A 19375-nucleotide genomic window follows, 5' to 3' on the forward strand; every position below is an offset into this window, starting at 1 on the left:
GGCCCCTGCCCTACACTTGCTCGATGACGATGCTGTTGATCTCGTTCGCGACGTCGTCGAAACGGTCGGCCACCTTTTCGAGGTGATCGTAGATCTCGACGCCGACGATGAAATCCATTGCGCTGCCGTCGCGATGCTTCAGGAACAGCTCCTTCATCCCGATGTCGTGGAGGTCGTCGACCCGGCCCTCGAGCTTGGTCAATTCTTCCGTAATCGCGGTCAGCATCGCGACGTTCTTGCCGATCTCCTGCATCAGCGGCAGCGCGCGGCCGACCAGATTGGCGCATTCGATCAGGAGCCCGCCGATTTCGCGCATCGGCGGCTCGAAAGTGCGGACCTCGAACAGCATCACGGCCTTGGCGGTCTGCTGCATCTGGTCGATCGCATCGTCCATCGACGTGATGAGGTTCTTGATGTCGCCGCGGTCGAACGGGGTGATGAAGGTGCGGCGCACCGCCGTCAGCACTTCACGGGTGATGTTGTCGGCGTCGTTCTCGAACTGGTTGACGCGCTGACAGTAGACCGGCGTCTCCTCACCCCCGTTGAGCATGCCCTGAAGCGCGATCGAGCCCTGGATCACGGTCTTGGCGTGGCGGTCGAACAGGTCGAAGAACCGTTCTTCCTTGGGCAGGAAAGCGCGAAACCATCGCATCATGGAAATCGTCTACCGGTTGGAAATGGCCCGGCCCGAATGAGCCGTCATAAAACTGTCATAGACCATTTTCATTCCGCGCGCGTGCCACCTCACGCCCGCGCAGCCGGATCATCCACCGCTTTCACGCACCAATTAAATCGGTGCGATATCAATGATTTAGAGCGATCGCCGGAAGTAATGCGCGATTTCACCGATGACGCCACGGCGGAAGGTGAGCACGCAGACCACGAAGATCGAGCCCTGGATCACCGTCACCCACTGGCCGAACCCCGCCAGATATTGCTGCATGGCGATGATCGCGAAGGCGCCGACAACGGGACCAAAGATGGTGCCGAGACCGCCGACCAGCGTCATCAGCACGACCTCGCCCGACATCGTCCAGTGCACGTCGGTGAGCGAGGCGTTCTGCGCCACGAACACTTTCAGCGAACCGGCAAAGCCGGCGAGCGTGCCCGACAGGACGAAAGCCAGGAACTTGTACTGGTCGGTCCGGTATCCGAGCGAGATCGCGCGCGGCTCGTTCTCGCGGATCGCCTTCAGCACCTCGCCGAACGGCGAATTGATGATGCGGTAGATCAGCAGGAAGCCGGCGAGGAAGCCGACCAGCACGACGTAGTACAGGGTCGTCGGCTTCGAGAGATCGAACAGGCCGAACATGCGGCCTTGCGGGATGCCCTGGATGCCGTCCTCGCCATGGGTGAACGGCGCCTGGAGATAAATGAAGTAGAGCAGTTGCGACAGCGCCAGCGTGATCATCGAGAAGTAGATGCCCTGGCGGCGGATCGAGATATAGCCGGTGATGAGCGACAGCCCGAACGCCGCGGCGATACCGACGAGAATGCCAAGCTCCGGCGGCAACGCCCACACCTTCAGCGCATGCGCGCTGCAATAGCCTGCGGTGCCCATGAACATCGCGTGACCGAACGACAGCAAGCCGCCATATCCGATCAGAAGATTGAAGGCGCAGGCGAGCAGCGCGAAGCACAGCGCCTGCATCACGAAGAACGGGTAAATGCCGCTGAATGGCACCGCGGCCAGCAGCAGCGCCATCACCACGAATACGATCATCTCGTCGCGAATAGCGCGCGGGGCTACCGGCAGCGTGTCGTCCGTCAAGGCTGTCATATCAGGCCGCCCTTCCCGTCAATCCCGTTGGCTTCACCAAGAGCACCAGCACCATCAGCACGAACACGACGGTGTTGGAGGCCTCGGGGTAGAAATACTTGGTCAGGCCCTCGATCACACCGAGTGCGAAGCCGGTGATGATGGAGCCCATGATCGATCCCATGCCGCCGATCACGACCACCGCGAACACCACGATGATGAGGTCAGCGCCCATCAGGGGCCGCACCTGGTTGATCGGCGCCGAGAGCACGCCGGCGAGCGCGGCAAGGCCGACGCCAAGACCGTAGGTCAGCGTGATCATGCGCGGCACGTTGACGCCGAAGGCGCGCACCAGCGTCGGATTTTCAGTGGCGGCGCGCAGGTAAGCGCCGAGCCGCGTCTTCTCGATCAGGAACCAGGTGGCGATACACACCACCAGCGAGAATATGACGACCCAGCCGCGATAGACGGGCAGGAACATGAAGCCGAGATTCATGCCGCCCTTGAGCTGGTCCGGAATGGCGTAAGGCAGGCCGGACGAGCCGAAGTAGTTCTGGAACACGCCCTGCACGATCAGGGCGATGCCGAAGGTCAGCAGCAGGCCGTAGAGATGATCGAGCCCGGTCAGCCATTGCAGCATGGTCCGTTCCAGGATCATGCCGAAGATGCCGACGATGATCGGCGCGATCAGCAGTGCCCACCAGTAATTGATGCCGCCGAGGTTCAACAGAAAATAGGCGACGAAGGCACCCATCATGTAGACCGCGCCATGGGCGAAATTGATGATGTTGAGCATGCCGAAGATCACGGCGAGCCCGAGACTGAGCAGCGCGTAAAACGAGCCGTTGATCAGTCCCACCAGTAGCTGAGCGTAAAGAGCCTGCATCGATCCCGCACCCGGTCCCTTCGGCGTTCCCCTGAAAGTCGCCCGCAGACCTTAGGCCTGCGGGCCGTTATCCTACTTCTTAAGCAGCGCGCACTTGCTCTCGGAGAGCGGCGTGAAGGCTTGGTCGCCCGGCACCGAGCCGACGAGCTTGTAGAAATCCCACGGCCCCTTGGACTCGGAGGGCTTCTTCACCTCGAACAGATAGGCGGTATGGATGGTGCGGCCGTTCGGTTGGATCTCGCCCTTGCCGAACAGATCGTCTTCCGTCGGCATCGACTTCATCTTCTCGACGACCTTGACGCCGTCATGCGGATTGCCGCCGAGCGCGTCCAGCGCCTTGAGATAGTGGCGCACGCCGGCATAGACGCCCGCCTGCACCATGGTCGGCATCGCGCCGTTCTTCATCTTCTCCGAGAACTTCTTGGAGAAAGCGCGGGTCTGGTCGTTCATGTCCCAGTAGAACGTCTCGGTGAAGTTGAGGCCCTGCGCGGTCTCGAGGCCGATCGCCTTGACGTCGGTGAGGAACAGGAGCAGCGCCGCGAGCTTCTGGCCGCCCTTCACAATGCCGAACTCGGCCGCCTGCTTGATCGAGTTGGTGGTGTCGCCGCCGGCGTTGGCGAGGCCGATGATCTTGGCCTTGGACGCCTGCGCCTGGAGCAGGAACGAGGAGAAGTCCGGGGTGTTGAGCGGATGCTTGACGCCGCCGATCACCTTGCCGCCATTGGCGGTGATGACCGAGGTGGTGTCGCGCTCGAGCGCTGCGCCGAAGGCGTAGTCCGCGGTCAGGAAGAACCAGGTGTCGCCGCCGGCCTTCACCAGCGCCTGGCCCGTGGTGTGGGCCAGCATGTAGGTATCGTAGGTCCAGTGCACGGTGTTGGGCGAGCACTGCGCGTTGGTGAGATCCGAGGTTGCCGCACCGGAGTTGATGTAGACGCCGTTCTTTTCCTTGATGACGTTGTTGACGGCGAGCGCCACGCCCGAGTTCGGCACGTCGACGATGATGTCGACCTTGTCGACGTCGAACCACTGCCGCGCGATCGCGGTGCCGATGTCGGGCTTGTTCTGGTGATCGCCCGAGATGATGTCGATCTTCCAGCCCTTCCCCACCAGGCCGGAATCTTCGACGGCCATCTGGGCGGCGAGCGTCGAGCCGGGACCGCCGAGGTCGGCATAGAGGCCGGACTGATCGGACAGCGCACCGATCTTGACAGTCTTGTCCTGCGCGAAGGCTACGCCGGCCGTGGTGACGGCCAACGCCGTGCCGAGCAGAAACGACGCAATCGACTTCTTCATGTGACTTCCCTCGTGAATATTCTCTTGGTCGTTTGACGCGTGGCCGCCTTAAACGCCGAGATAGGTGTGGAGCTTGTCCATGTTGGCGGCAAGCTCCGAATTGGAAAATCCGTCAATGATCTTGCCATGCTCGACCACGTAGTAGCGGTCAGCGACGGTCGATGCGAAGCGGAAGTTCTGCTCGACCAGGAGGATCGTAAAGCCCTCCTTCTTGAGCCGCGCAATGGTGTGGCCGATCTGCTGGATGATGACAGGCGCAAGACCTTCGGTCGGCTCATCCAGCATCAGGAAGCTCGCGCCGGTGCGCAGGATGCGCGCGATCGCGAGCATCTGCTGCTCACCGCCGGACAGCTTCGTGCCCTGGCTGTTGAGACGTTCCTTCAGATTGGGAAACAGGTCGAAGATCTGCTCGAGCGGCAATCCGCCCGGGCGGACCACCGGCGGGAGCAACAAATTCTCCCGCACATCGAGACTGGAGAAAATCCCGCGCTCCTCCGGGCAGAACGCGATGCCCATCCGCGCGATCTTGTCGGAGGTCGCGCGAATGATGTCCTGGTTGTTGAACTTCACCGAGCCGGTGCGCTTGCCGATGATGCCCATGATCGACTTCAGCGTGGTGGTCTTGCCGGCGCCGTTGCGCCCGAGCAGGGTGACGACCTCGCCGGCATTCACGTCGAAATTGATCCCGTGCAGGATGTGGGATTCGCCGTACCAGGCTTCCAGGTTGCGCACCTGGAGGATGTTGCCTCCGGTCGCAGCCTTTGCCGGAGCGCCCGCAATCACAGTCTCAACCATGACCAGCTCCCAGATAGGCTTCCTTGACGCGCTCGTCCTTGGTGAGCTCGGCGTAATTGCCCTGCGCGAGCACCTGCCCGCGCGTCAGCACGGTAATGATGTCGGAGAGATTGGCGACGACGCTCAAATTATGCTCGACCATCAGGATGGTATATTTCGCGGAAATCCGCTTGATCAGCGCCGCGATCTTGTCGATGTCCTCGTGGCCCATGCCGGCCATCGGCTCGTCCAGCAGCATCATCTCAGGGTCGAGCGCCAGCGTGGTTGCGATCTCCAGTGCGCGTTTGCGCCCGTAGGGCATCTCGACTGCCGGCGTATTGGAAAACTCGCTGAGGCCGACGTCGCTCAACAGCTCCTGCGCGCGGTTGTTGAAACGGTTGAGCGCGGACTTGGAACGCCAGAAATCGAAGGAGCTGCCGTGCTGACGCTGAAGCGCGACACGAACGTTCTCCAGCGCGGTGAGATGCGGAAATACCGCGGAAATCTGGAATGAACGGACCAGCCCCATCCGGGCCACGTCGGCCGGCGCCATCGCGGTAATGTCCTGTCCCTTGTACAGGATTTTTCCGGCAGACGGTTTGAGGAACTTGGTCAGAAGATTGAAGCACGTCGTCTTGCCGGCCCCGTTCGGGCCGATCAACGCGTGAATGCTCCCACGGCGAACCTTGAGCGCAACGTCGCGGACGGCGAAGAAGCCCGCGAACTCCTTGGTCAAGCCTTCCGTTTCGAGAATGAACTCATCGGCCAAACAGATTTCCCCCTGCCCGCGCTATGCGCGTGGCTGTCCTTGGTTGCTTCGGCATTCCGGATGCCCTGGAGCCCACCCGGAACCGCCGCCTCCGGGCGCGGAATATGCCGGAGGTGACGGGGGTTAGGCAAGGCGGAAAGCTGAGCAGATCAGGCCTCCGGCTGGGATCCAAATGCTCCCCTAGTCGGAGGTGTTGACGTCGCGCCTGCCCGGCCTCCCGGTTCGCAAGACACCGGTCATCAAGCCGTCGTTAACGGTCTTTCGTGCCGCGCGCCAGCCTTCATAGAAAATTTTCCCGCAACGACGATGATGTGCGCGTTTTATCGCCGGGAATATTGTCTTGGATTTTGCAAGCGCCGCTCCTTCCGTCGTCAAGTCGATCAGGCAGCGTGACCTTCTGAACACGTGGCTGCGACTTTTTGCGCGCACGCAGACGGCGCCGGCGGTCTGGGAATATCAGCCCGCGCGCCTTGAGGACGAGCTGTCCGATCTCATCTACTATACTGTGGACATTTCGACGCCGACGCCGCGCCTGACCATCCAGAGCGAAGGCACGCGAATCTCGCGCGCTTATGGACATACCGGCAAGGGCGTTCTGCTCGACGACTATATCGGGCCGCGGCTCGCGCCGTTCGTGATGCCATTCTACTATGAATGCGTGGCGCGGGGGCTTCCGGTCTACAGCGTTGCCGACATCGACGACATCTACGGACGCGTGGTTGCCTATGAACGGCTGCTGCTGCCGTTCCTGACCGACGGCAAGGTCTGTCACATCATCGCCTCGCTCAAGACGTTCTGCGAGGACGGCGGCTTCGAGATCAAGAATCTGATGCGCGGAAATGACGCGCTGCCTCGGCCGAAACTGCGCGCGGTGATCGATCAGGACCTCTTCCATCGCGCACCCGGTCGCATCGCGGCCGCGGACGTCGTCGAGTTCGCCGATCAGTCCGGCCCCGCCGTCACCTCCGAGACCATCGAGCTGAACTAGCCGTCAGCGCGCTCGGATGTCGACCTATTTGGTCCTGACTTCCTTGGCATAGACGTCCGGCTTGAAGCCGACCAGGAGCTTGCCGCCGACTTCCAGCACCGGTCGCTTGATCATCGATGGTTGCGCTAGCATCAATGCCAGCGCCTTCTTTTCGGTGAGGCCTTCCCTGTCGACGTCGGGCAGTTTCTTGAAGGTCGTTCCGGCGCGGTTGAGCAGCGTCTCCCAGCCGACCTTGTCGCTCCACTGCTTGAGCTTGTCCTTCTCGATGCCCGCCGCCTTGTAGTCGTGGAATTCATAGGCGACGCCGTTCGTGTCGAGCCAGGCGCGCGCCTTCTTCATGGTGTCGCAGTTCTTGATGCCGTAGATGATGTTGGGCAAGACGTTCCTCGTGCATGCATCGTATCGTGACTGTAGCGTTGTACGAAACTCCGGTTCGCGCGACAATATTGCGAACCAAGCCAGCTCTCCGACCGGACATTCCATGCACGTCACCCACGATCCCGCCGCAGCCTCGTCGCCGACCATCGACTTCAACACCTTCCTCGCGGTCGATATCCGCGTCGGCACCATCGTCGATGCGAAGCCGTTTCCGGAGGCCCGCAAGCCGGCGTGGCGGCTGTGGATCGACTTCGGTCCCGCGATCGGCGTGCGCAAGAGCTCGGCGCAGATCACCGAAAATCACCCGCTGGAGACGCTGGTGGGACAACAGGTCGCGGCGGTCGTCAATTTCCCGCCGCGCCAGATCGGGCCTGTCGTCTCCGAGGTGCTGACGCTCGGCTTTCCCGATACCGACGGCAAGGTCGTGCTGGTGCAGCCGACCAAGCCGGTGCCCAACGGCGGACGGCTGTTCTAGCTCACAGCCGCTTCGGAATGTTCAGCCCGCGCTGAACGGCCGGCCGCGCAAGGCCCCGTTCGAGCCAGGCGCCGACCGACTTGAACTGGCTGAATTCGACGAGATCGCCGGCGCCGTAGAAGCCGATGAGGTTGCGTACCCAGCCGAGCATGGAAATGTCGGCGATGGTGTAGTCGTCATCCATGAACCATTGCCGGCCCGCCAGATGCGTCTCCATGACGCCGAGCAGGCGCCTGGACTCGCCCACGTAGCGTTCGAGCGGACGCTTGTCCTCGAAATCCTTGCCGGCGAACTTGTGGAAGAAGCCGACCTGGCCGAACATCGGCCCGATGCCGCCCATCTGGAAATGCACCCACTGGATGGTCTGGTACCGGCGCGCGGCATCTTCGGGCAAAAGCTTGCCGGTCTTCTCCGCCAGATATTGCAGGATCGCGCCGGACTCGAACAACGGCAGCGGCCTTCCGCCGGGACCGTTGGGATCGAGGATCGCCGGGATCTTGCCGTTTGGATTGAGCGAGAGGAATTCAGGCGTCTTCTGGTCGTCCTTGCCGAAGTCCACGAGATGAACTTCGTAAGGCAATCCGATCTCCTCCAGCATGATCGAAACCTTGACGCCATTCGGTGTCGGCAGCGAGTAAAGCTGAAGCAGCTCGGGGTGCTCGGCCGGCCAGCGCCTCGTAATTGCAAATGCGGAGAGATCTGACATCGGGGATCCTTCGAGCTGGTATCAAGCCGGGTCTAATCTAGGCGGGGCGCGGATCGGCGCAAGGCTCAATAATTGATCTCCATCCGCAGTCCGCGCGGATCGATCTCCTCGCCGCCGACGCGCTGCGTGCTGTCGCGCGCAGCGACCGCGCAAGCACAGGCATCGATGAGATCGTCTGGGCCGATGCCGGTGCCGTGCCGCTGTGTCAGCCATTTGCGCACGCATGTGAATCCGCGTTGCTCCAGCAACGCGATGCGCTGTTCGCGACCGTGCGACGATGTCTTCAGCGCAAGCCGGATTTGACCGGCGAGATTCCAGAACACCAATTCCGGATGCGCTTCGCCGACAATCGCTTGTCGCGCCGGTGTCATGATCGCGTCGACGTCCCTGATCTTGTCCCTGATATTCCAGAGCTGCGCGGACACGCCCATGCCCCGGCCTTCATGCTCCCAGTAATGGCGATTGGCAGCCCCCATGTCAGAGAACTTCCAGAGGTCGCGCCGCGCACCGAGGAACACGGCAGGACCGATCAATTTTCGGGCCTCCTTGTCGCAGCAACGATAGCCGCTCGGCTTCAATCCGATCGGCATGTCGATCATCGCACGTGCATGCGGCATCTCGAGCAAACGAGTCAGGCCCGGCGAATAATCGAAACCGTGATCGCCGCGATCATCGATCCACGCGGCGACCCAGCCGAAGCGATATCCATCGAAGCCGAGATAATTGGGCACGCGCGCGACCCTGACGTGCCCTCTCGCGTATCAGCCGCCGACCGCCTGGTAGGCCAGGCGCTTGAACTCGAAGAAGAACGGATTCCAGAAACCCATGTGGCGCTGGGCCATCAGCACGCCGGCGGTGTTGGCCTGCGGGCAAATCCACCAATGGGTGCCGGCAAGGCCGCCCCACTGGAATTCGCCGGTCGAATTCGGCGGATCGAACGGCGTCGGAGCGAAGGTGACGGCGCCGCCGAGACCAAAGCCCTTGCCGGGGATCGGCCCGAGATTGGCAAAACGGATGGTCTGCCCGGCGGCCAATTGGTTCGTCATCATCTGGCGCAGCGTCTCCGGCTTGAGCAGCGCATCCGAGCCGGGCAGCAGCGCGCGCACCATTGCGAGCATGTCCGGCAGGGTCGAAACCAGACCGCCGCCGCCCGACAGCCGCGGGAACGGCCGGCGATAGGCTTGCGGAAACGGCAGATTGTCGGCCCGCGTCAGGCCAGGCTTCATTGGATCGAGCACGTCGGCGCCGGTGTAGAGCGCAACCAGCCTGCCCTGCTGTGCCTCAGGCACGTGGAAGCCAGTGTCGATCATGCCGAGCCGATCGAATATCCGTTCCTTGAAAAATGCGTCGAGGGACTTGCCCGAGACGACCTCGACGATACGACCGAGCACGTCGGTCGCCACCGAATATTCCCAGCCCGTGCCGGGATGATAGGACAGCGGCAGATCGGCGAGCTGGTCGATCATGTCGGTCAGCGGCGTCAGCGGATTGAGCACGCGCGCTTCGTTGTAACCCTTGAACAGCACCGAGCCGGGATCGAAGATGCCGTAGCTGAGGCCCGACGTGTGGGTCAGGAGCTGGCGGATCGTGATCGGGCCCTTCGCCGGCTCGACGTCGGCAAGGCTCGAGGCGCCCTGCTTCAGCACCTTGCGATTGCCAAGCTGTGGCAGGACTTTTTCGACGGCGTCATCGAGCCCGATGCGCCCCTCTTCGACCAGCAGCATGATCGAGCAGGTGACGAAGATCTTGGTGTTGGAATACGCGCGGAAAATGTGATCGGGCCGGAGCGCGGTCTTCGCCTCGCGATCGGCGAAACCGACGCATTGCTGATCGACGACATCGCGGCCCTTCAGTACGGCCCAGGACGCGCCCGGAATGATCTCCTGATCGACATAGCGCTGCATCGCCGTCCGTGCGGCGGAAAAATCCGGTGTTCTGGCGTCCATGTGCTTCCCCCAAATTATGGTTGGGATGGATATAGCGTGAATTGGCCGGATATGAAGCCCGGCGGACCGCACTCATCCCTCCTTCATCAGGGCGGTGACGTGCATGCGGCGACGAATTGTCATCCCCTGCCGCTGATACAGCGCGATCGCCGAGGCATTGCTCGAGAACACGTGCAGGAACGGAATTTCACCGCGCGCCTCGATTTGGCGCGCGATCGCCGCGAGCAGCGCCTGCGCATAACCGCGGCCACGGTGATCGGGGTGGACACAGACCGCCGTCATCTCGACGAACTTTCCCGGCTTCATCCGCTCGCCGGCCATCGCCACCAGTTCATTGCCTGCGCGAATGCCGAGAAAGGTGCCGAGCTCATATGTCCGCGCGGCAAACGGGCCGGGCTTTGTCAGCTCCGTCAGCGCCATCATGGCGGGAACGTCGGCTGCGCCCAGTGTGACGATCTCGGCATCGCGAAGCGGACTGTCGGCCGGCGAGCCGATCATCTGCTCGCCGGTCTCCGAGAGTACGACCTTGAAGCCGGAGGGAATGTCGACGGGGTCCGGCGTGAACAGCGCGGCGACTTGCGAGGCCGGCAGGAGATCACCCAGCGCGGCAAAGCTTGCCGCCGACATGTCCGCCATGTCTGCAAACGGCGTCATGTCCACGGGATAACGCAGCGCCCGCGGGCCGCCTTCCGCCAGATGCTTCTGGCTGGTCGTCAGCGCGCTCCAGATCGGCCGATCGAGCAGAGCCACATCGCTGTCGGACACCGGCCTAGTCCTTCTCGAAGCTGACGATGACGGCGGCATTGGCGATGAGGATGGGGTCGTTGGCCACTTCCGTGGCCGAGGGAATCTCGAGCCCGCCCTTGACGGCGGTCACGGTCACCGTGCCGTAAGGTAGCTCCTTGGCAACAGCTTCCTTGTCCACCGCCTCGGGGTTGGGCACGGCGATCGTGACGTCGACGAACATGTCGTTGGCGGTCTTGCCGATCATCCGGAAGAAGCCGAGGCTCGAATGCCTGATCGCATCCGACACCGCGCGCTTCGCCGCCTTGGTGGCATCCCGGCCGTGGACGTCGACGCCCATGCCCATCTCGGTGATACAGCGAACGCGGGTCATGTCTTATTCCTGTGGTTGGTTGGGTGATGGGGAGTGTCTGCGATCGGAGATCGCGGCACAAGGAGGGTTGTCATGTTGGGCAAAGGCGCCTGCCACAAACTCCGTCATTGCGAGCGCAGCGAGGCGATCCAGAGTCTTTCCGTGGAGGGATTCTGGATTGCTTCGCTGCGCTCGCGATGACGATGTGGAGAGAGCGTCCATCACATCACGCCTTCGCCTTCTCATGCGCCCGCAGTTCGTCGACCAGCACCCGTACGTTCTCCGAATAATCGATCGGGATCACGACCAGATGCACGCCGCCCTCCTTGAAGGCCGCATCGAGCGTCGGAGCAAAGCTGTCGATGCTCTCGATGCGATGGCCCCTCGCGCCATAGGCCTTCGCGTAGAGAACAAAATCGGGATTGCCGAACGTCATGCCGAAATCGGCGAAATGATCGACGGCCTGCTTCCAGCGGATCATGCCGTAGGCGTGGTCCTCCAGCACCAGCACGACGAGATTGAGCTTGAGCCGGACGGCGGTCTCCATCTCCTGGCTGTTCATCATGAAGCCGCCGTCGCCGGCGACCGCGAGCACGCGTCGCTCGGGATAGAGCATCGCGGCCATCATCGCCGACGGCAGGCCGGCGCCCATGGTCGCCAGCGCGTTGTCGAGCAGCAGCGTGTTGGCGACCCGGGTGCGGTAGTTGCGCGCGAACCAGATCTTGTACATGCCGTTGTCGAGCGCGACGATGCCGTTCTCCGGGATCACCTGCCTGATGTCGTGCACGATACGCTGCGGCGTCGGCGGCCAGCGCGCCTCGGTGGCGCGGTCGGCGATATGCCCGAGGATGTCCTCACGCAGCGGCAACAGCGCCGCCGCCTGCGGCAGCTTGCCTTCGAGACGATCGGCCAGAAGCTCCAGGCTCGGGCCGACGTCACCGACGACTTCCGCGTCGGGAAAATAGACCAGCTCGACGCTCGCCGGCGTGTAGCTGACGTGGATGACCTTCGGCCCCGACGGCCCCATGATGAAGGGGGGCTTCTCGATGGGATCGTGACCGATCGCGACGATCAGATCGGCGGCCTCGATCGCGTCGTGAACATAGTCGCGCTCGGACAGCGCCGCGGTGCCCATATAGAGATTGGTGCCGCCGGGCACGGTGCCCTTGCCCATCTGCGTGGTGAAGAACGGAATGCCGGTCCGGCGCACGAAGCTTGCGATGCCGTGCGTCGAACGTGGCCGGCTGGTCGCGGCGCCCATCATCACCAGCGGGCGTTTTGCAGCCAGAATCATTCCCGCGGCGCGGTCGAGCGCGGCGCGGTGGGCGACGGGAATTTCGATCGGATGGACCGGGATGACGGGAACGGCCGGCACTTCATCGCCAGCAATGTCCTCCGGCAGTTCGAGATGGACGGGTCCCGGCCGCTCCTCCATCGCCACGCGGAAGGCGTCGCGCACCACGGTCGGAATGCTGGACGCGCTGATGATCTGCCGCGACAGCTTCGTAAGCGGCTTCATGCTTGCGACCACGTCCACGATCTGGAAGCGCGCCTGCCGGCTGCTCATGATCGGCTTCTGGCCGGTGATCAGGATCATCGGCATCGCGCCGAGATGCGCATAGGCCGCACCGGTGGACAGGTTGAGCGCCCCGGGGCCGAGCGTCGACAGACAAACGCCGGGCTTGCCGGTGAGCCGGCCATGGGTGGCGGCCATGAAGGCTGCGGCCTGCTCGTGGCGGGTCAGGATCAGCTGGATCTTGGAGGTGCGCAGCGACTCCACGAGGTCGAGGTTCTCCTCGCCGGGAACACCGAAGATGCGATCGACGCCTTCGTTCTCCAGCGCGGCGACAAACAGGTCCGATCCCTTTGTCTTGCGTTCCTGTTCGCTCATGTCGCCTCCGCGCGTTGTGCGTCCCGTGGTCGGGAGCGCGCGCATCGTAGCGATATGCCGCTCCGGCACAACTCACAAAGAGGCGTTCAATTGCATCAACATCGTCATTGCGAACGCAGCGAAGCAATCCAGAATCCTTCCGCCGAGAGACTCTGGATTGCTTCGCTGCGTTCGCAATGACGGAGTATGTTGGTGGCAACTCGTAGGATGGGTGGAGCACTTGCGAAACCCATCCCACAACCACGCAGACGCAGTTTCGCGTCCTCGCGGCGTGTCTCGCCCGAGCTTTGCTTCATCTCGACACCCTCAGATGTCAGAGGGCGCAGGGAAGACCGGGTGCCGGCTGGCACCCACGGTCCACTGTGCGAAAGTTGCGCTACAAGAGGCTGCACAGCGGCATACAGGTGAAGCCAAACAACCGGCCTTCCCTGCGCAGTGGGTTTACGGCTTATGTCGCGCTCTCCCCGGGGAGCGATGCACTATTGCCCCCGTCGCCTTGCGGCTGACGATGCGCATGTACGGTTGGACAGCACGCATCACCGCAACGCTTGACGCCAGCCTGCGGGCGCCAGGACCACACGATTTTGCCGTACGCAAATCACACCGGTCGTGTGCACAATGGCCTTCGCTCATGGTTGCCCGCCCTGCGATGCCTGTCGCGCCGATGCTGTCTGCGTCCACCGCAGCTCACCCCACGTTTCGTGACGATCGCGATACGCCCCTCTGACCGGGGTGAGGTGACGCTTGAATACGCCATAACCGAATTTTGGTAAAATGGAATATTTTTGCGACGGCTGATTGACCCCTGACTTGTGTGTTTTGCCCGTCGGGCAACGCAAGGGATTGTAGCCCGCTTCTCCCTACAGCTTCGCTTCGGCGAAAATGCCGGCGATCCACTCCAGGAACACGCGCAGGCGCAGCGCGAGCTGGCGGTTCTGCGGATAGAGCGCCGAGAGCGGCGTCGGCGAAGGCGGATGGTCCGCCAGCACCTCGACCAGCGCCCCGCTGGCGAGATCGTCCGCAAAGCGATAGCGAGGAGCCTGCGCAAGACCAAAGCCGAGCCGCACGAGGTCGGCCATCGCGTCGGAATTGTTGACGCGAACCCGGCTCGGCAGCACGACATGGCGAAGCGTGCCGGCGATGGAAAATTCCAGCGGCAGCACGTCGCCGGTGCGCGAGGAGAGGAAGGCCACCATCTGATGGCCGTCGAGTGCGTCCGGCGTCGCCGGCGTGCCGTGGCTCGCCAGATAGGCCGGGCTCGCCACCGTAACCTCCGCGATGGTGCCGAGGCGGCGCAGGATCATGCCGCTGTCCTCGGGCTCGCCGGAGCGGATCACGCAATCGATGCCCTCGCGCACGAGATCGACGAGGCGGTCGCCCTGCCCGATCTGCAAGTCGAGCTGCGGATAGCGCGCCAGGAACGCAGGCAGGTGCGGCAGGATGAAGGTGCGCGTCAGCAAAGGATGCGCGTCGATACGCAACAGGCCGCGCGGTTGTGCATCGCGCATCGCGGCTTCCGCTTCCTCGACCTCCGCCAGGATGGCGACGCAGCGGCGGTAATAGTCCTCGCCGTCGAGCGTCGGCGTGACATGCCGCGTCGTCCGCTCCAGCAGGCGCGCGCCCAGTCGCGCTTCGAGGCCGCGCAGCACCTCGCTCGCCGTCGAGCGCGGAATGCCGAGGTCGGCGGCTGCGGCCGTAAAGCTCTGCCGCTCGACCAGGCGGACAAACAGGCGCATGGCGTCGAAACGGTCCATGGAACGATTGTTCACCACAGCCGACAAGTGATGGCAAGTCTCAGGCGATTATCCGGCCATCGCGATGGAGTATCTCCCGGTCAGACACCATCGAGGAGACCCATCATGACCACTCCATCCCAGCGCGGCGCCATCGTCACCGGCGGCTCCCGCGGCATCGGCGCGGCGATCGCCCGCCGGCTGGCCCAGGACGGAATCGCGGTTGCCATCAACTATGCCAGCGGCCGCGACGCTGCCGACGCGCTCGTCGCCAAAATCGAAGCCGCCGGCGGACACGCCATCGCCGTGCAGGCCGATCTTGTCGATCCGGCAACCCCATCGCTGCTGTTCGATGCGGCCGAGCGGGCCTTCGGCGGCGTCGACATCCTCGTCAACAATGCCGGAGTCATGGAACTCGGGCCACTCGCCGAGATGACGGACGCCGCGTTCGCGCGGCAGATGTCGATCAACCTCGAAAGCGTGTTCCGGTCCTTGCGCGAAGCGGCGCGGCGGCTCCGCGACGGCGGCCGCATCGTCAACTTCTCGTCCAGCGTCGTCGGCCTCTATCAGCCCGGCTACGGCGTCTACGCCGCGACCAAGGCCGCAGTCGAAGCCATGACGCATATCCTCGCCAAGGAACTCGGCGGCCGGCGCATCACGGTCAACGCGGTGGCGCCAGGTCCGGTCGAGACCCGGCTGTTCATGGACGGCAAGAGCGAGCAGCAGGTGCGCGCCATTGCCGCCATGAACCCGTTCGGCCGCCTCGGCCAGCCCGACGACATCGCCGGCGTCGTCGCCTTTCTCGCCGGCCGCGACAGCGGCTGGATCAACGGCCAGATCATCCGCGCCAACGGCGGCGTGATCTGACACGCAGCACGACACCTTACACGGAGACGACAATCATGCCTTTCGCCAACATCAAGATCCCGCAGGCCGCGCTCTCGCGAACCCAGAAGGCGGAGATCGTGCATCGCCTCACCGCGCTGTTCGTCGACTATTTCGGCGAAGCGGCGCGGCCGCACACGATGGTCCTGATCGCGGAAGTCCCCGACGGCGGCTATGGCCGCGCCGACGAGGTCTTCGTCGTTCCCGACGCTTATCGCGCCGGCGATTCCGTCACGGCAGCTTCAGGCTGAGTCCGCGGGCGACTCCGCCTACTCGGCAGCCTCGCTGTGGGGAACGCCCTGCTCGACTTCGAGCTGAAGGATGTCGTTGAAGCGGTTGAAGGCGCCGCACAGCGCGATGCGCCAGGTCAGCTCGACGATCTGAGCTTCCGAGAAATGCGCGCGAAGGCGGACAAAGATCTCGTCGCGGGTCTTGTTCCAGTTGTTGGTGACGGCGATGGAATATTCGACGACGAGCTTGTCGAGCTCATCGAGCTCGGGATGGTCCTTGTAGTCGACGAGGCGCGCGGCGCCCTGCTCCGATACGCCCTGCACCGCCAGCTTGGGTGCGTGGTGGGAGACGCAATAGTCGCACTTGTTGAGCAGCGAGACTGTGACCAGCGCAAGCTCGAGATGGCGCTTCGACACCTGGCCTTCGCTGGCGAGATCAACCAGCAGCGACCACATGTGCTTGAAGATCGGCAGGCGATGCGCCATGACACCGGCCTGGTTCTCGAACGCGCCGTAAGTCGCCATCTTGTCCCACAGCGGCCTCAGCGCCTCCGGCAAATCGTCCCTGGTCTTGATCGAAACTCGCGACATGGCCATTCATCCCTGGTTGGAGAATACATGTTGCCATAACGGCAGGCCATCCGCCTCGATTGCGATCGCATGACACCCAAGACATTTGAAACACGCTGCCTGCGCCTGCCTGCCGTCACCAAGGTGGTGCAGTGGGAAGGCACCTCCGTGTTCAAGGTCGGCGGCAAGATGTTCGCGCTCAGCGGTGGCTTTGCCGCGGGTTCCGGCGGCTACATGTTCAAGGTCTCGGACATGGCCTACGCGATCCTGATCGAACATGGCGTGGCACGGCCAGCGCCGTATCTCGCGCGCGCCAAATGGGTGCAGCTCGCTGGCAATAACGCGCTGCCGGATGCCGAGCTCACGGCCTATCTGGCGCAGGCTCATGCCACGATCGTCGCAAAGCTCACCCGCAAATCGCGCAAGGCCCTGGGGCTGGACTGACCGCTCTCCAGAACGTGATGGGATGATTACCGTCCTCCCATTGGACTTTTGCTGCACTGCACCTAACTCAGCCGCAGAGCCCATTCGAGATGGAGTGTTCCATGAGCAATCCCAACACCAGCGTATCCTCCAAAGCACATCGCTATGAACTCGTGCATGGCGACGGCGCCGACTTCGTCGCCTACCAGCGCCGCCGTGAGGACGGACTCTGGCAGACCTTTGCGACCTGGATGATTCCCCGCGCGATCTGCAGCTAGAGCGAAGGGTCCTGCCGCCGTTGACCGGGAATTGATCTCTGACTAAAGTCAGACATCATGCTCGATCCCGTTTCCCGCGTCCGCCGCTTCAACCGTGCCGTCACGTCCGCCGTCGGCGCGCTCGATACTTCGTTCCTCGGACGCGGCCGGCCACTCGGGGCAGCGCGGGTGCTCAACGCGATCGGCCATGGGCGCTCGGATGTGGCCGAGATCCGCGACTATCTCGGCCTCGATTCCGGGCTGATGAGCCGGCTTTTGCGCAGCCTCGAGGACGAAGGGGTGGTCGAGACCACTACGCACGACGGCGATGCCCGCCGCCGCGTCGCGAAGCTGACGCGCACGGGCCGGCGCGAGTTCGCCGCCTATGAGGCGCTATCGAACACACAGGCCGAGAGCATCATTGCACGGCATTCGCAGCGCGATGCGCTGCTGGCGGCGATGGACTTGATCGCCTCGGCGCTGACGCGCGAGCGCATTGCGCCCACCGAGATGGACCCGCGGAGCGATGAAGCCCGGTACTGCCTCGGCGAGTACTATGCCGAGCTCGGCCGCCGCTTCAGGCAGGGCTTCGACGTCTCATTGTCGCGCGACCCCGACGCCAAGGATATGCGCCGGCCGCGCGGCACGTTCATCGTGGCGATGTCGGACACGCTGCCGATCGGCTGTGTCGGGCTGAAGGGCACCGATCACGGCTACGCCGAGATCAAGCGTCTGTGGGTCGCCCCTGCCGCGCGCGGATTGCGGCTCGGCCGGCGCCTGATGGATGCGGCCGAAGATGCCGCGCGCGAGCTCGGCATCGACCTGCTGCGGCTCGACACCAACAGTGCGCTGGCGGAAGCCGGCCAGCTCTACCGCACCACGGGCTGGCGCGAGATCCCGCGCTTCAACGACGATCCGTATCCGGATCTGTTCTTCGAGAAGCGCGTCCCGTCATAGGCGTCGTCACGCCACGACCGGCGCCGCCTCGGCCTGCGGCTTCGGGAAGGGGCGGAAATTCATCGCCATCAGGAAGGCGCCGAGGCCCATCGCCCAGGAGGCGACATAGAGCCAGGCGTAGCTGGCGAACGCGTCGTAGATCAGCCCGCCGGCGAGCGGGCCGGTCGCCATGCCGAGGCTGCCGGCCATCGCGGTGCCGCCGATCACCGTGCCCATCATCCGCAGCGGAAAGTTTTCGCGGATCAGCACGGCATAGAGCGGCATGGTGCCCGCATAGATGAAGCCGAAGACGGCGCCGACCACGTAGAACGTCGCGAGCTGATGCGCGGCGACATAGGCCAGCGCGCCGAACGCCTGCAGCAGCAAGCCCGAGACCAGCACGCGCTTGGCGCCAAAGCGGTCGCCCATCAGGCCGAAGGCAATGCGCCCGCCGAGGCCGGCAAAGCCCTCGATGCTGTAGATCGTCACCGCCGCGACCAGCGGAATGCCGCAACTGACGGCATAGCTGATGGTGTGGATGATCGGACCGGAATGGGTGGCGCAGCAGAAGAAATTGGTCGCGAGCAGGATCAGGAATTGCGGCGAGCGCAGCGCCTCGCCCATCGACATCTCGTTCTGCCCGGCGCCCTCACCCGCCGGGGCGGCCACGGCGTGGGCGAGCGCGGGCGGACGGCGCACCAGCAGCGCCACCGGGATCATGATGGCGCCAACCACCAGCGCCACGATCTGCATCGCGGTGCGCCAGTCGTGATTGGACACGAGCCATGCGGCGAGCGGCGCCATCGTCATCGGCGCCACGCCCATGCCGGCCGACACCAGCGACACCGCGAGACTGCGATGAGTGTCGAACCAGCCGGTGACGGTCGCCATCATCGGCGCGAAGATCGCCGCGCAGGAGGCGCCGGTCAGGAGGCCGAAAACGATCTGGAACGCCAGCAGCGAGGTCGCATGGCTCGCGGCGAACAGGCTCAGCGACAGCACGATCGATCCCGTCAGCACCACCGGGAGCGGGCCGAACCTGTCGCTCAGCGTGCCCCATAGCATGCTGGTGAAGGCCATCGCCAGAAAGCCGATCGTCATCGCGCTGGAAATACCGGTGACCGACCAGCCCGTGTCATTTGCGATCGGCTGCAGGAATACCGGCAGCGAAAACATGCCGCCGATGGCGACACAGCCAAGCAAGCCGCCGGCGGCGACGATCACCCAGCGATAAGAGGAAGCGTTCATTCTGGTCTCCCGTCAGGTCTGTCTGGGTGAAAGACGGATGGGAACAGCGCGGTCCGACATCGTCGTCGCGAATTTTTTGCACGCCTGTTCCAGCCTGCTCGACAAATTCTTGACCTTCGATCCCTGATCGCG

General features: G+C 63.6%; 23 protein-coding genes. 7 read left to right on the forward strand and 16 right to left on the reverse strand.

Translation table 11 applies throughout. The annotated features are described in order from the left end of the window. Window positions 1-10: 10 nt before the first annotated feature. From WHZ77_RS19615 to WHZ77_RS19640, 6 genes are all read right to left on the reverse strand, one after another. Window positions 11-655, reverse strand: coding sequence for a DUF47 domain-containing protein (locus WHZ77_RS19615; protein WP_015686695.1), 645 nt, complete (start codon window positions 653-655; stop codon window positions 11-13). Between the two features lie 156 nt (window positions 656-811). Then, window positions 812-1780, reverse strand: coding sequence for a branched-chain amino acid ABC transporter permease (locus WHZ77_RS19620; RefSeq protein WP_375309435.1), 969 nt, complete (start codon window positions 1778-1780; stop codon window positions 812-814). 1 nt (window position 1781) lies between these two features. Further along, complete coding sequence (locus WHZ77_RS19625) at window positions 1782-2645, reverse strand: branched-chain amino acid ABC transporter permease (protein WP_015686697.1); 864 nt, start codon at window positions 2643-2645, stop codon at window positions 1782-1784. Between the two features lie 72 nt (window positions 2646-2717). Continuing rightward, entirely contained in the window at window positions 2718-3938 is a 1221-nt protein-coding gene (locus WHZ77_RS19630; RefSeq protein ID WP_375309436.1) for an ABC transporter substrate-binding protein, read from the reverse strand. 48 nt (window positions 3939-3986) lie between these two features. Next, window positions 3987-4733 carry an ABC transporter ATP-binding protein gene (locus tag WHZ77_RS19635; RefSeq protein WP_375309437.1) on the reverse strand — a complete coding sequence of 249 codons (747 nt, stop codon included), beginning with the start codon at window positions 4731-4733 and terminating at the stop codon, window positions 3987-3989. Continuing rightward, window positions 4726-5481, reverse strand: a complete 756-nt coding sequence (locus WHZ77_RS19640; RefSeq protein ID WP_375309438.1) for an ABC transporter ATP-binding protein — start codon at window positions 5479-5481, stop codon at window positions 4726-4728. Before WHZ77_RS19640 ends, WHZ77_RS19635 begins: the two co-directional genes overlap by 8 nt. A 340-nt stretch (window positions 5482-5821) precedes the next feature. Between WHZ77_RS19640 and WHZ77_RS19645 the strand changes: the two genes are divergently transcribed. Next, window positions 5822-6469, forward strand: coding sequence for a hypothetical protein (locus WHZ77_RS19645; protein ID WP_375309439.1), 648 nt, complete (start codon window positions 5822-5824; stop codon window positions 6467-6469). 24 nt (window positions 6470-6493) lie between these two features. On the opposite strand, the gene WHZ77_RS19650 is transcribed toward WHZ77_RS19645, so the two are convergent. Next, entirely contained in the window at window positions 6494-6847 is a 354-nt protein-coding gene (locus WHZ77_RS19650; RefSeq protein WP_375309440.1) for an ArsC family reductase, read from the reverse strand. Window positions 6848-6950: 103 nt separating this feature from the next. Between WHZ77_RS19650 and WHZ77_RS19655 the strand changes: the two genes are divergently transcribed. Next, window positions 6951-7322: a tRNA-binding protein gene (locus tag WHZ77_RS19655; RefSeq protein ID WP_375309441.1), complete on the forward strand. Its 372-nt coding sequence runs from the start codon at window positions 6951-6953 to the stop codon at window positions 7320-7322. Between the two features lies 1 nt (window position 7323). Here WHZ77_RS19655 and WHZ77_RS19660 read toward each other — a convergent pair whose 3' ends face one another. The 7 genes from WHZ77_RS19660 to WHZ77_RS19690 form a co-directional block, all read right to left on the reverse strand. Then, window positions 7324-8028 carry a glutathione S-transferase family protein gene (locus WHZ77_RS19660; RefSeq protein WP_375309442.1) on the reverse strand — a complete coding sequence of 235 codons (705 nt, stop codon included), beginning with the start codon at window positions 8026-8028 and terminating at the stop codon, window positions 7324-7326. 65 nt (window positions 8029-8093) lie between these two features. Then, window positions 8094-8759: a DUF429 domain-containing protein gene (locus WHZ77_RS19665; protein WP_375309443.1), complete on the reverse strand. Its 666-nt coding sequence runs from the start codon at window positions 8757-8759 to the stop codon at window positions 8094-8096. Between the two features lie 30 nt (window positions 8760-8789). Continuing rightward, window positions 8790-9974: a serine hydrolase domain-containing protein gene (locus WHZ77_RS19670; RefSeq protein ID WP_375309444.1), complete on the reverse strand. Its 1185-nt coding sequence runs from the start codon at window positions 9972-9974 to the stop codon at window positions 8790-8792. A gap of 72 nt (window positions 9975-10046) precedes the next feature. Beyond that, window positions 10047-10739 (reverse strand): GNAT family N-acetyltransferase, encoded by a 693-nt coding sequence (locus WHZ77_RS19675; protein WP_375309445.1) that lies wholly within the window; start codon window positions 10737-10739, stop codon window positions 10047-10049. A 4-nt stretch (window positions 10740-10743) separates the two neighbouring features. Then, entirely contained in the window at window positions 10744-11091 is a 348-nt protein-coding gene (locus tag WHZ77_RS19680) for a Lin0512 family protein (RefSeq protein WP_015686708.1), read from the reverse strand. A gap of 205 nt (window positions 11092-11296) precedes the next feature. Next, window positions 11297-12961 carry an acetolactate synthase large subunit gene (locus WHZ77_RS19685; protein WP_375309446.1) on the reverse strand — a complete coding sequence of 555 codons (1665 nt, stop codon included), beginning with the start codon at window positions 12959-12961 and terminating at the stop codon, window positions 11297-11299. Between the two features lie 860 nt (window positions 12962-13821). After that, on the reverse strand, window positions 13822-14715 hold the full coding sequence (locus tag WHZ77_RS19690) for a LysR family transcriptional regulator (RefSeq protein WP_375309447.1): 894 nt from the start codon (window positions 14713-14715) through the stop codon (window positions 13822-13824). 105 nt (window positions 14716-14820) lie between these two features. Here WHZ77_RS19690 and WHZ77_RS19695 point away from each other — a divergent pair, with 105 nt between their 5' ends. After that, a complete protein-coding gene (locus WHZ77_RS19695; RefSeq protein ID WP_375309448.1) occupies window positions 14821-15561 on the forward strand; it encodes an SDR family oxidoreductase in 741 nt (246 codons plus the stop codon). A 35-nt stretch (window positions 15562-15596) separates the two neighbouring features. Beyond that, window positions 15597-15830 (forward strand): 4-oxalocrotonate tautomerase family protein, encoded by a 234-nt coding sequence (locus tag WHZ77_RS19700; RefSeq protein WP_375309449.1) that lies wholly within the window; start codon window positions 15597-15599, stop codon window positions 15828-15830. A gap of 18 nt (window positions 15831-15848) precedes the next feature. Here the strand turns inward: WHZ77_RS19700 and WHZ77_RS19705 are convergent, their stop codons facing one another. After that, on the reverse strand, window positions 15849-16400 hold the full coding sequence (locus tag WHZ77_RS19705; RefSeq protein WP_375309450.1) for a carboxymuconolactone decarboxylase family protein: 552 nt from the start codon (window positions 16398-16400) through the stop codon (window positions 15849-15851). A 69-nt stretch (window positions 16401-16469) separates the two neighbouring features. Between WHZ77_RS19705 and WHZ77_RS19710 the strand changes: the two genes are divergently transcribed. The 3 genes from WHZ77_RS19710 (at window position 16470) to WHZ77_RS19720 (ending at window position 18016) form a co-directional block, all read left to right on the forward strand. Beyond that, the gene (locus tag WHZ77_RS19710; RefSeq protein WP_375309451.1) at window positions 16470-16823 is read left to right on the forward strand and encodes an MmcQ/YjbR family DNA-binding protein; all 354 of its coding nucleotides are present in this window, start codon (window positions 16470-16472) and stop codon (window positions 16821-16823) included. Window positions 16824-16924: 101 nt separating this feature from the next. Then, window positions 16925-17080 carry a hypothetical protein gene (locus tag WHZ77_RS19715; RefSeq protein ID WP_375309452.1) on the forward strand — a complete coding sequence of 52 codons (156 nt, stop codon included), beginning with the start codon at window positions 16925-16927 and terminating at the stop codon, window positions 17078-17080. A gap of 57 nt (window positions 17081-17137) precedes the next feature. After that, window positions 17138-18016 (forward strand): GNAT family N-acetyltransferase, encoded by an 879-nt coding sequence (locus WHZ77_RS19720; protein ID WP_375309453.1) that lies wholly within the window; start codon window positions 17138-17140, stop codon window positions 18014-18016. A gap of 6 nt (window positions 18017-18022) precedes the next feature. Here the strand turns inward: WHZ77_RS19720 and WHZ77_RS19725 are convergent, their stop codons facing one another. Then, window positions 18023-19243, reverse strand: coding sequence for an MFS transporter (locus WHZ77_RS19725; RefSeq protein ID WP_375309454.1), 1221 nt, complete (start codon window positions 19241-19243; stop codon window positions 18023-18025). Window positions 19244-19375 lie beyond the last annotated feature (132 nt).

Source organism: Bradyrhizobium sp. A5 (assembly GCF_042076515.1).
Taxonomy (GTDB): Bacteria; Pseudomonadota; Alphaproteobacteria; order Rhizobiales; family Xanthobacteraceae; genus Bradyrhizobium; species Bradyrhizobium cosmicum.

Bases quoted from the DNA above. Each gene is read 5' to 3' on its own strand.
- WHZ77_RS19700 (WP_375309449.1), top strand. From the start codon at position 15,597: ATGCCTTTCGCCAACATCAAGATCCCGCAGGCCGCGCTCTCGCGAACC.
- WHZ77_RS19710 (WP_375309451.1), top strand. From the start codon at position 16,470: ATGACACCCAAGACATTTGAAACACGCTGCCTGCGCCTGCCTGCCGTC.
- WHZ77_RS19725 (WP_375309454.1), bottom strand. From the start codon at position 19,243: ATGAACGCTTCCTCTTATCGCTGGGTGATCGTCGCCGCCGGCGGCTTG.
- WHZ77_RS19625 (WP_015686697.1), bottom strand. From the start codon at position 2,645: ATGCAGGCTCTTTACGCTCAGCTACTGGTGGGACTGATCAACGGCTCG.
- WHZ77_RS19670 (WP_375309444.1), bottom strand. From the start codon at position 9,974: ATGGACGCCAGAACACCGGATTTTTCCGCCGCACGGACGGCGATGCAG.
- WHZ77_RS19690 (WP_375309447.1), bottom strand. From the start codon at position 14,715: ATGGACCGTTTCGACGCCATGCGCCTGTTTGTCCGCCTGGTCGAGCGG.
- WHZ77_RS19615 (WP_015686695.1), bottom strand. From the start codon at position 655: ATGATGCGATGGTTTCGCGCTTTCCTGCCCAAGGAAGAACGGTTCTTC.
- WHZ77_RS19680 (WP_015686708.1), bottom strand. From the start codon at position 11,091: ATGACCCGCGTTCGCTGTATCACCGAGATGGGCATGGGCGTCGACGTC.
- WHZ77_RS19635 (WP_375309437.1), bottom strand. From the start codon at position 4,733: ATGGTTGAGACTGTGATTGCGGGCGCTCCGGCAAAGGCTGCGACCGGA.
- WHZ77_RS19685 (WP_375309446.1), bottom strand. From the start codon at position 12,961: ATGAGCGAACAGGAACGCAAGACAAAGGGATCGGACCTGTTTGTCGCC.
- WHZ77_RS19695 (WP_375309448.1), top strand. From the start codon at position 14,821: ATGACCACTCCATCCCAGCGCGGCGCCATCGTCACCGGCGGCTCCCGC.
- WHZ77_RS19660 (WP_375309442.1), bottom strand. From the start codon at position 8,028: ATGTCAGATCTCTCCGCATTTGCAATTACGAGGCGCTGGCCGGCCGAG.
- WHZ77_RS19705 (WP_375309450.1), bottom strand. From the start codon at position 16,400: ATGTCGCGAGTTTCGATCAAGACCAGGGACGATTTGCCGGAGGCGCTG.
- WHZ77_RS19620 (WP_375309435.1), bottom strand. From the start codon at position 1,780: ATGACAGCCTTGACGGACGACACGCTGCCGGTAGCCCCGCGCGCTATT.
- WHZ77_RS19715 (WP_375309452.1), top strand. From the start codon at position 16,925: ATGAGCAATCCCAACACCAGCGTATCCTCCAAAGCACATCGCTATGAA.
- WHZ77_RS19655 (WP_375309441.1), top strand. From the start codon at position 6,951: ATGCACGTCACCCACGATCCCGCCGCAGCCTCGTCGCCGACCATCGAC.
- WHZ77_RS19720 (WP_375309453.1), top strand. From the start codon at position 17,138: ATGCTCGATCCCGTTTCCCGCGTCCGCCGCTTCAACCGTGCCGTCACG.
- WHZ77_RS19630 (WP_375309436.1), bottom strand. From the start codon at position 3,938: ATGAAGAAGTCGATTGCGTCGTTTCTGCTCGGCACGGCGTTGGCCGTC.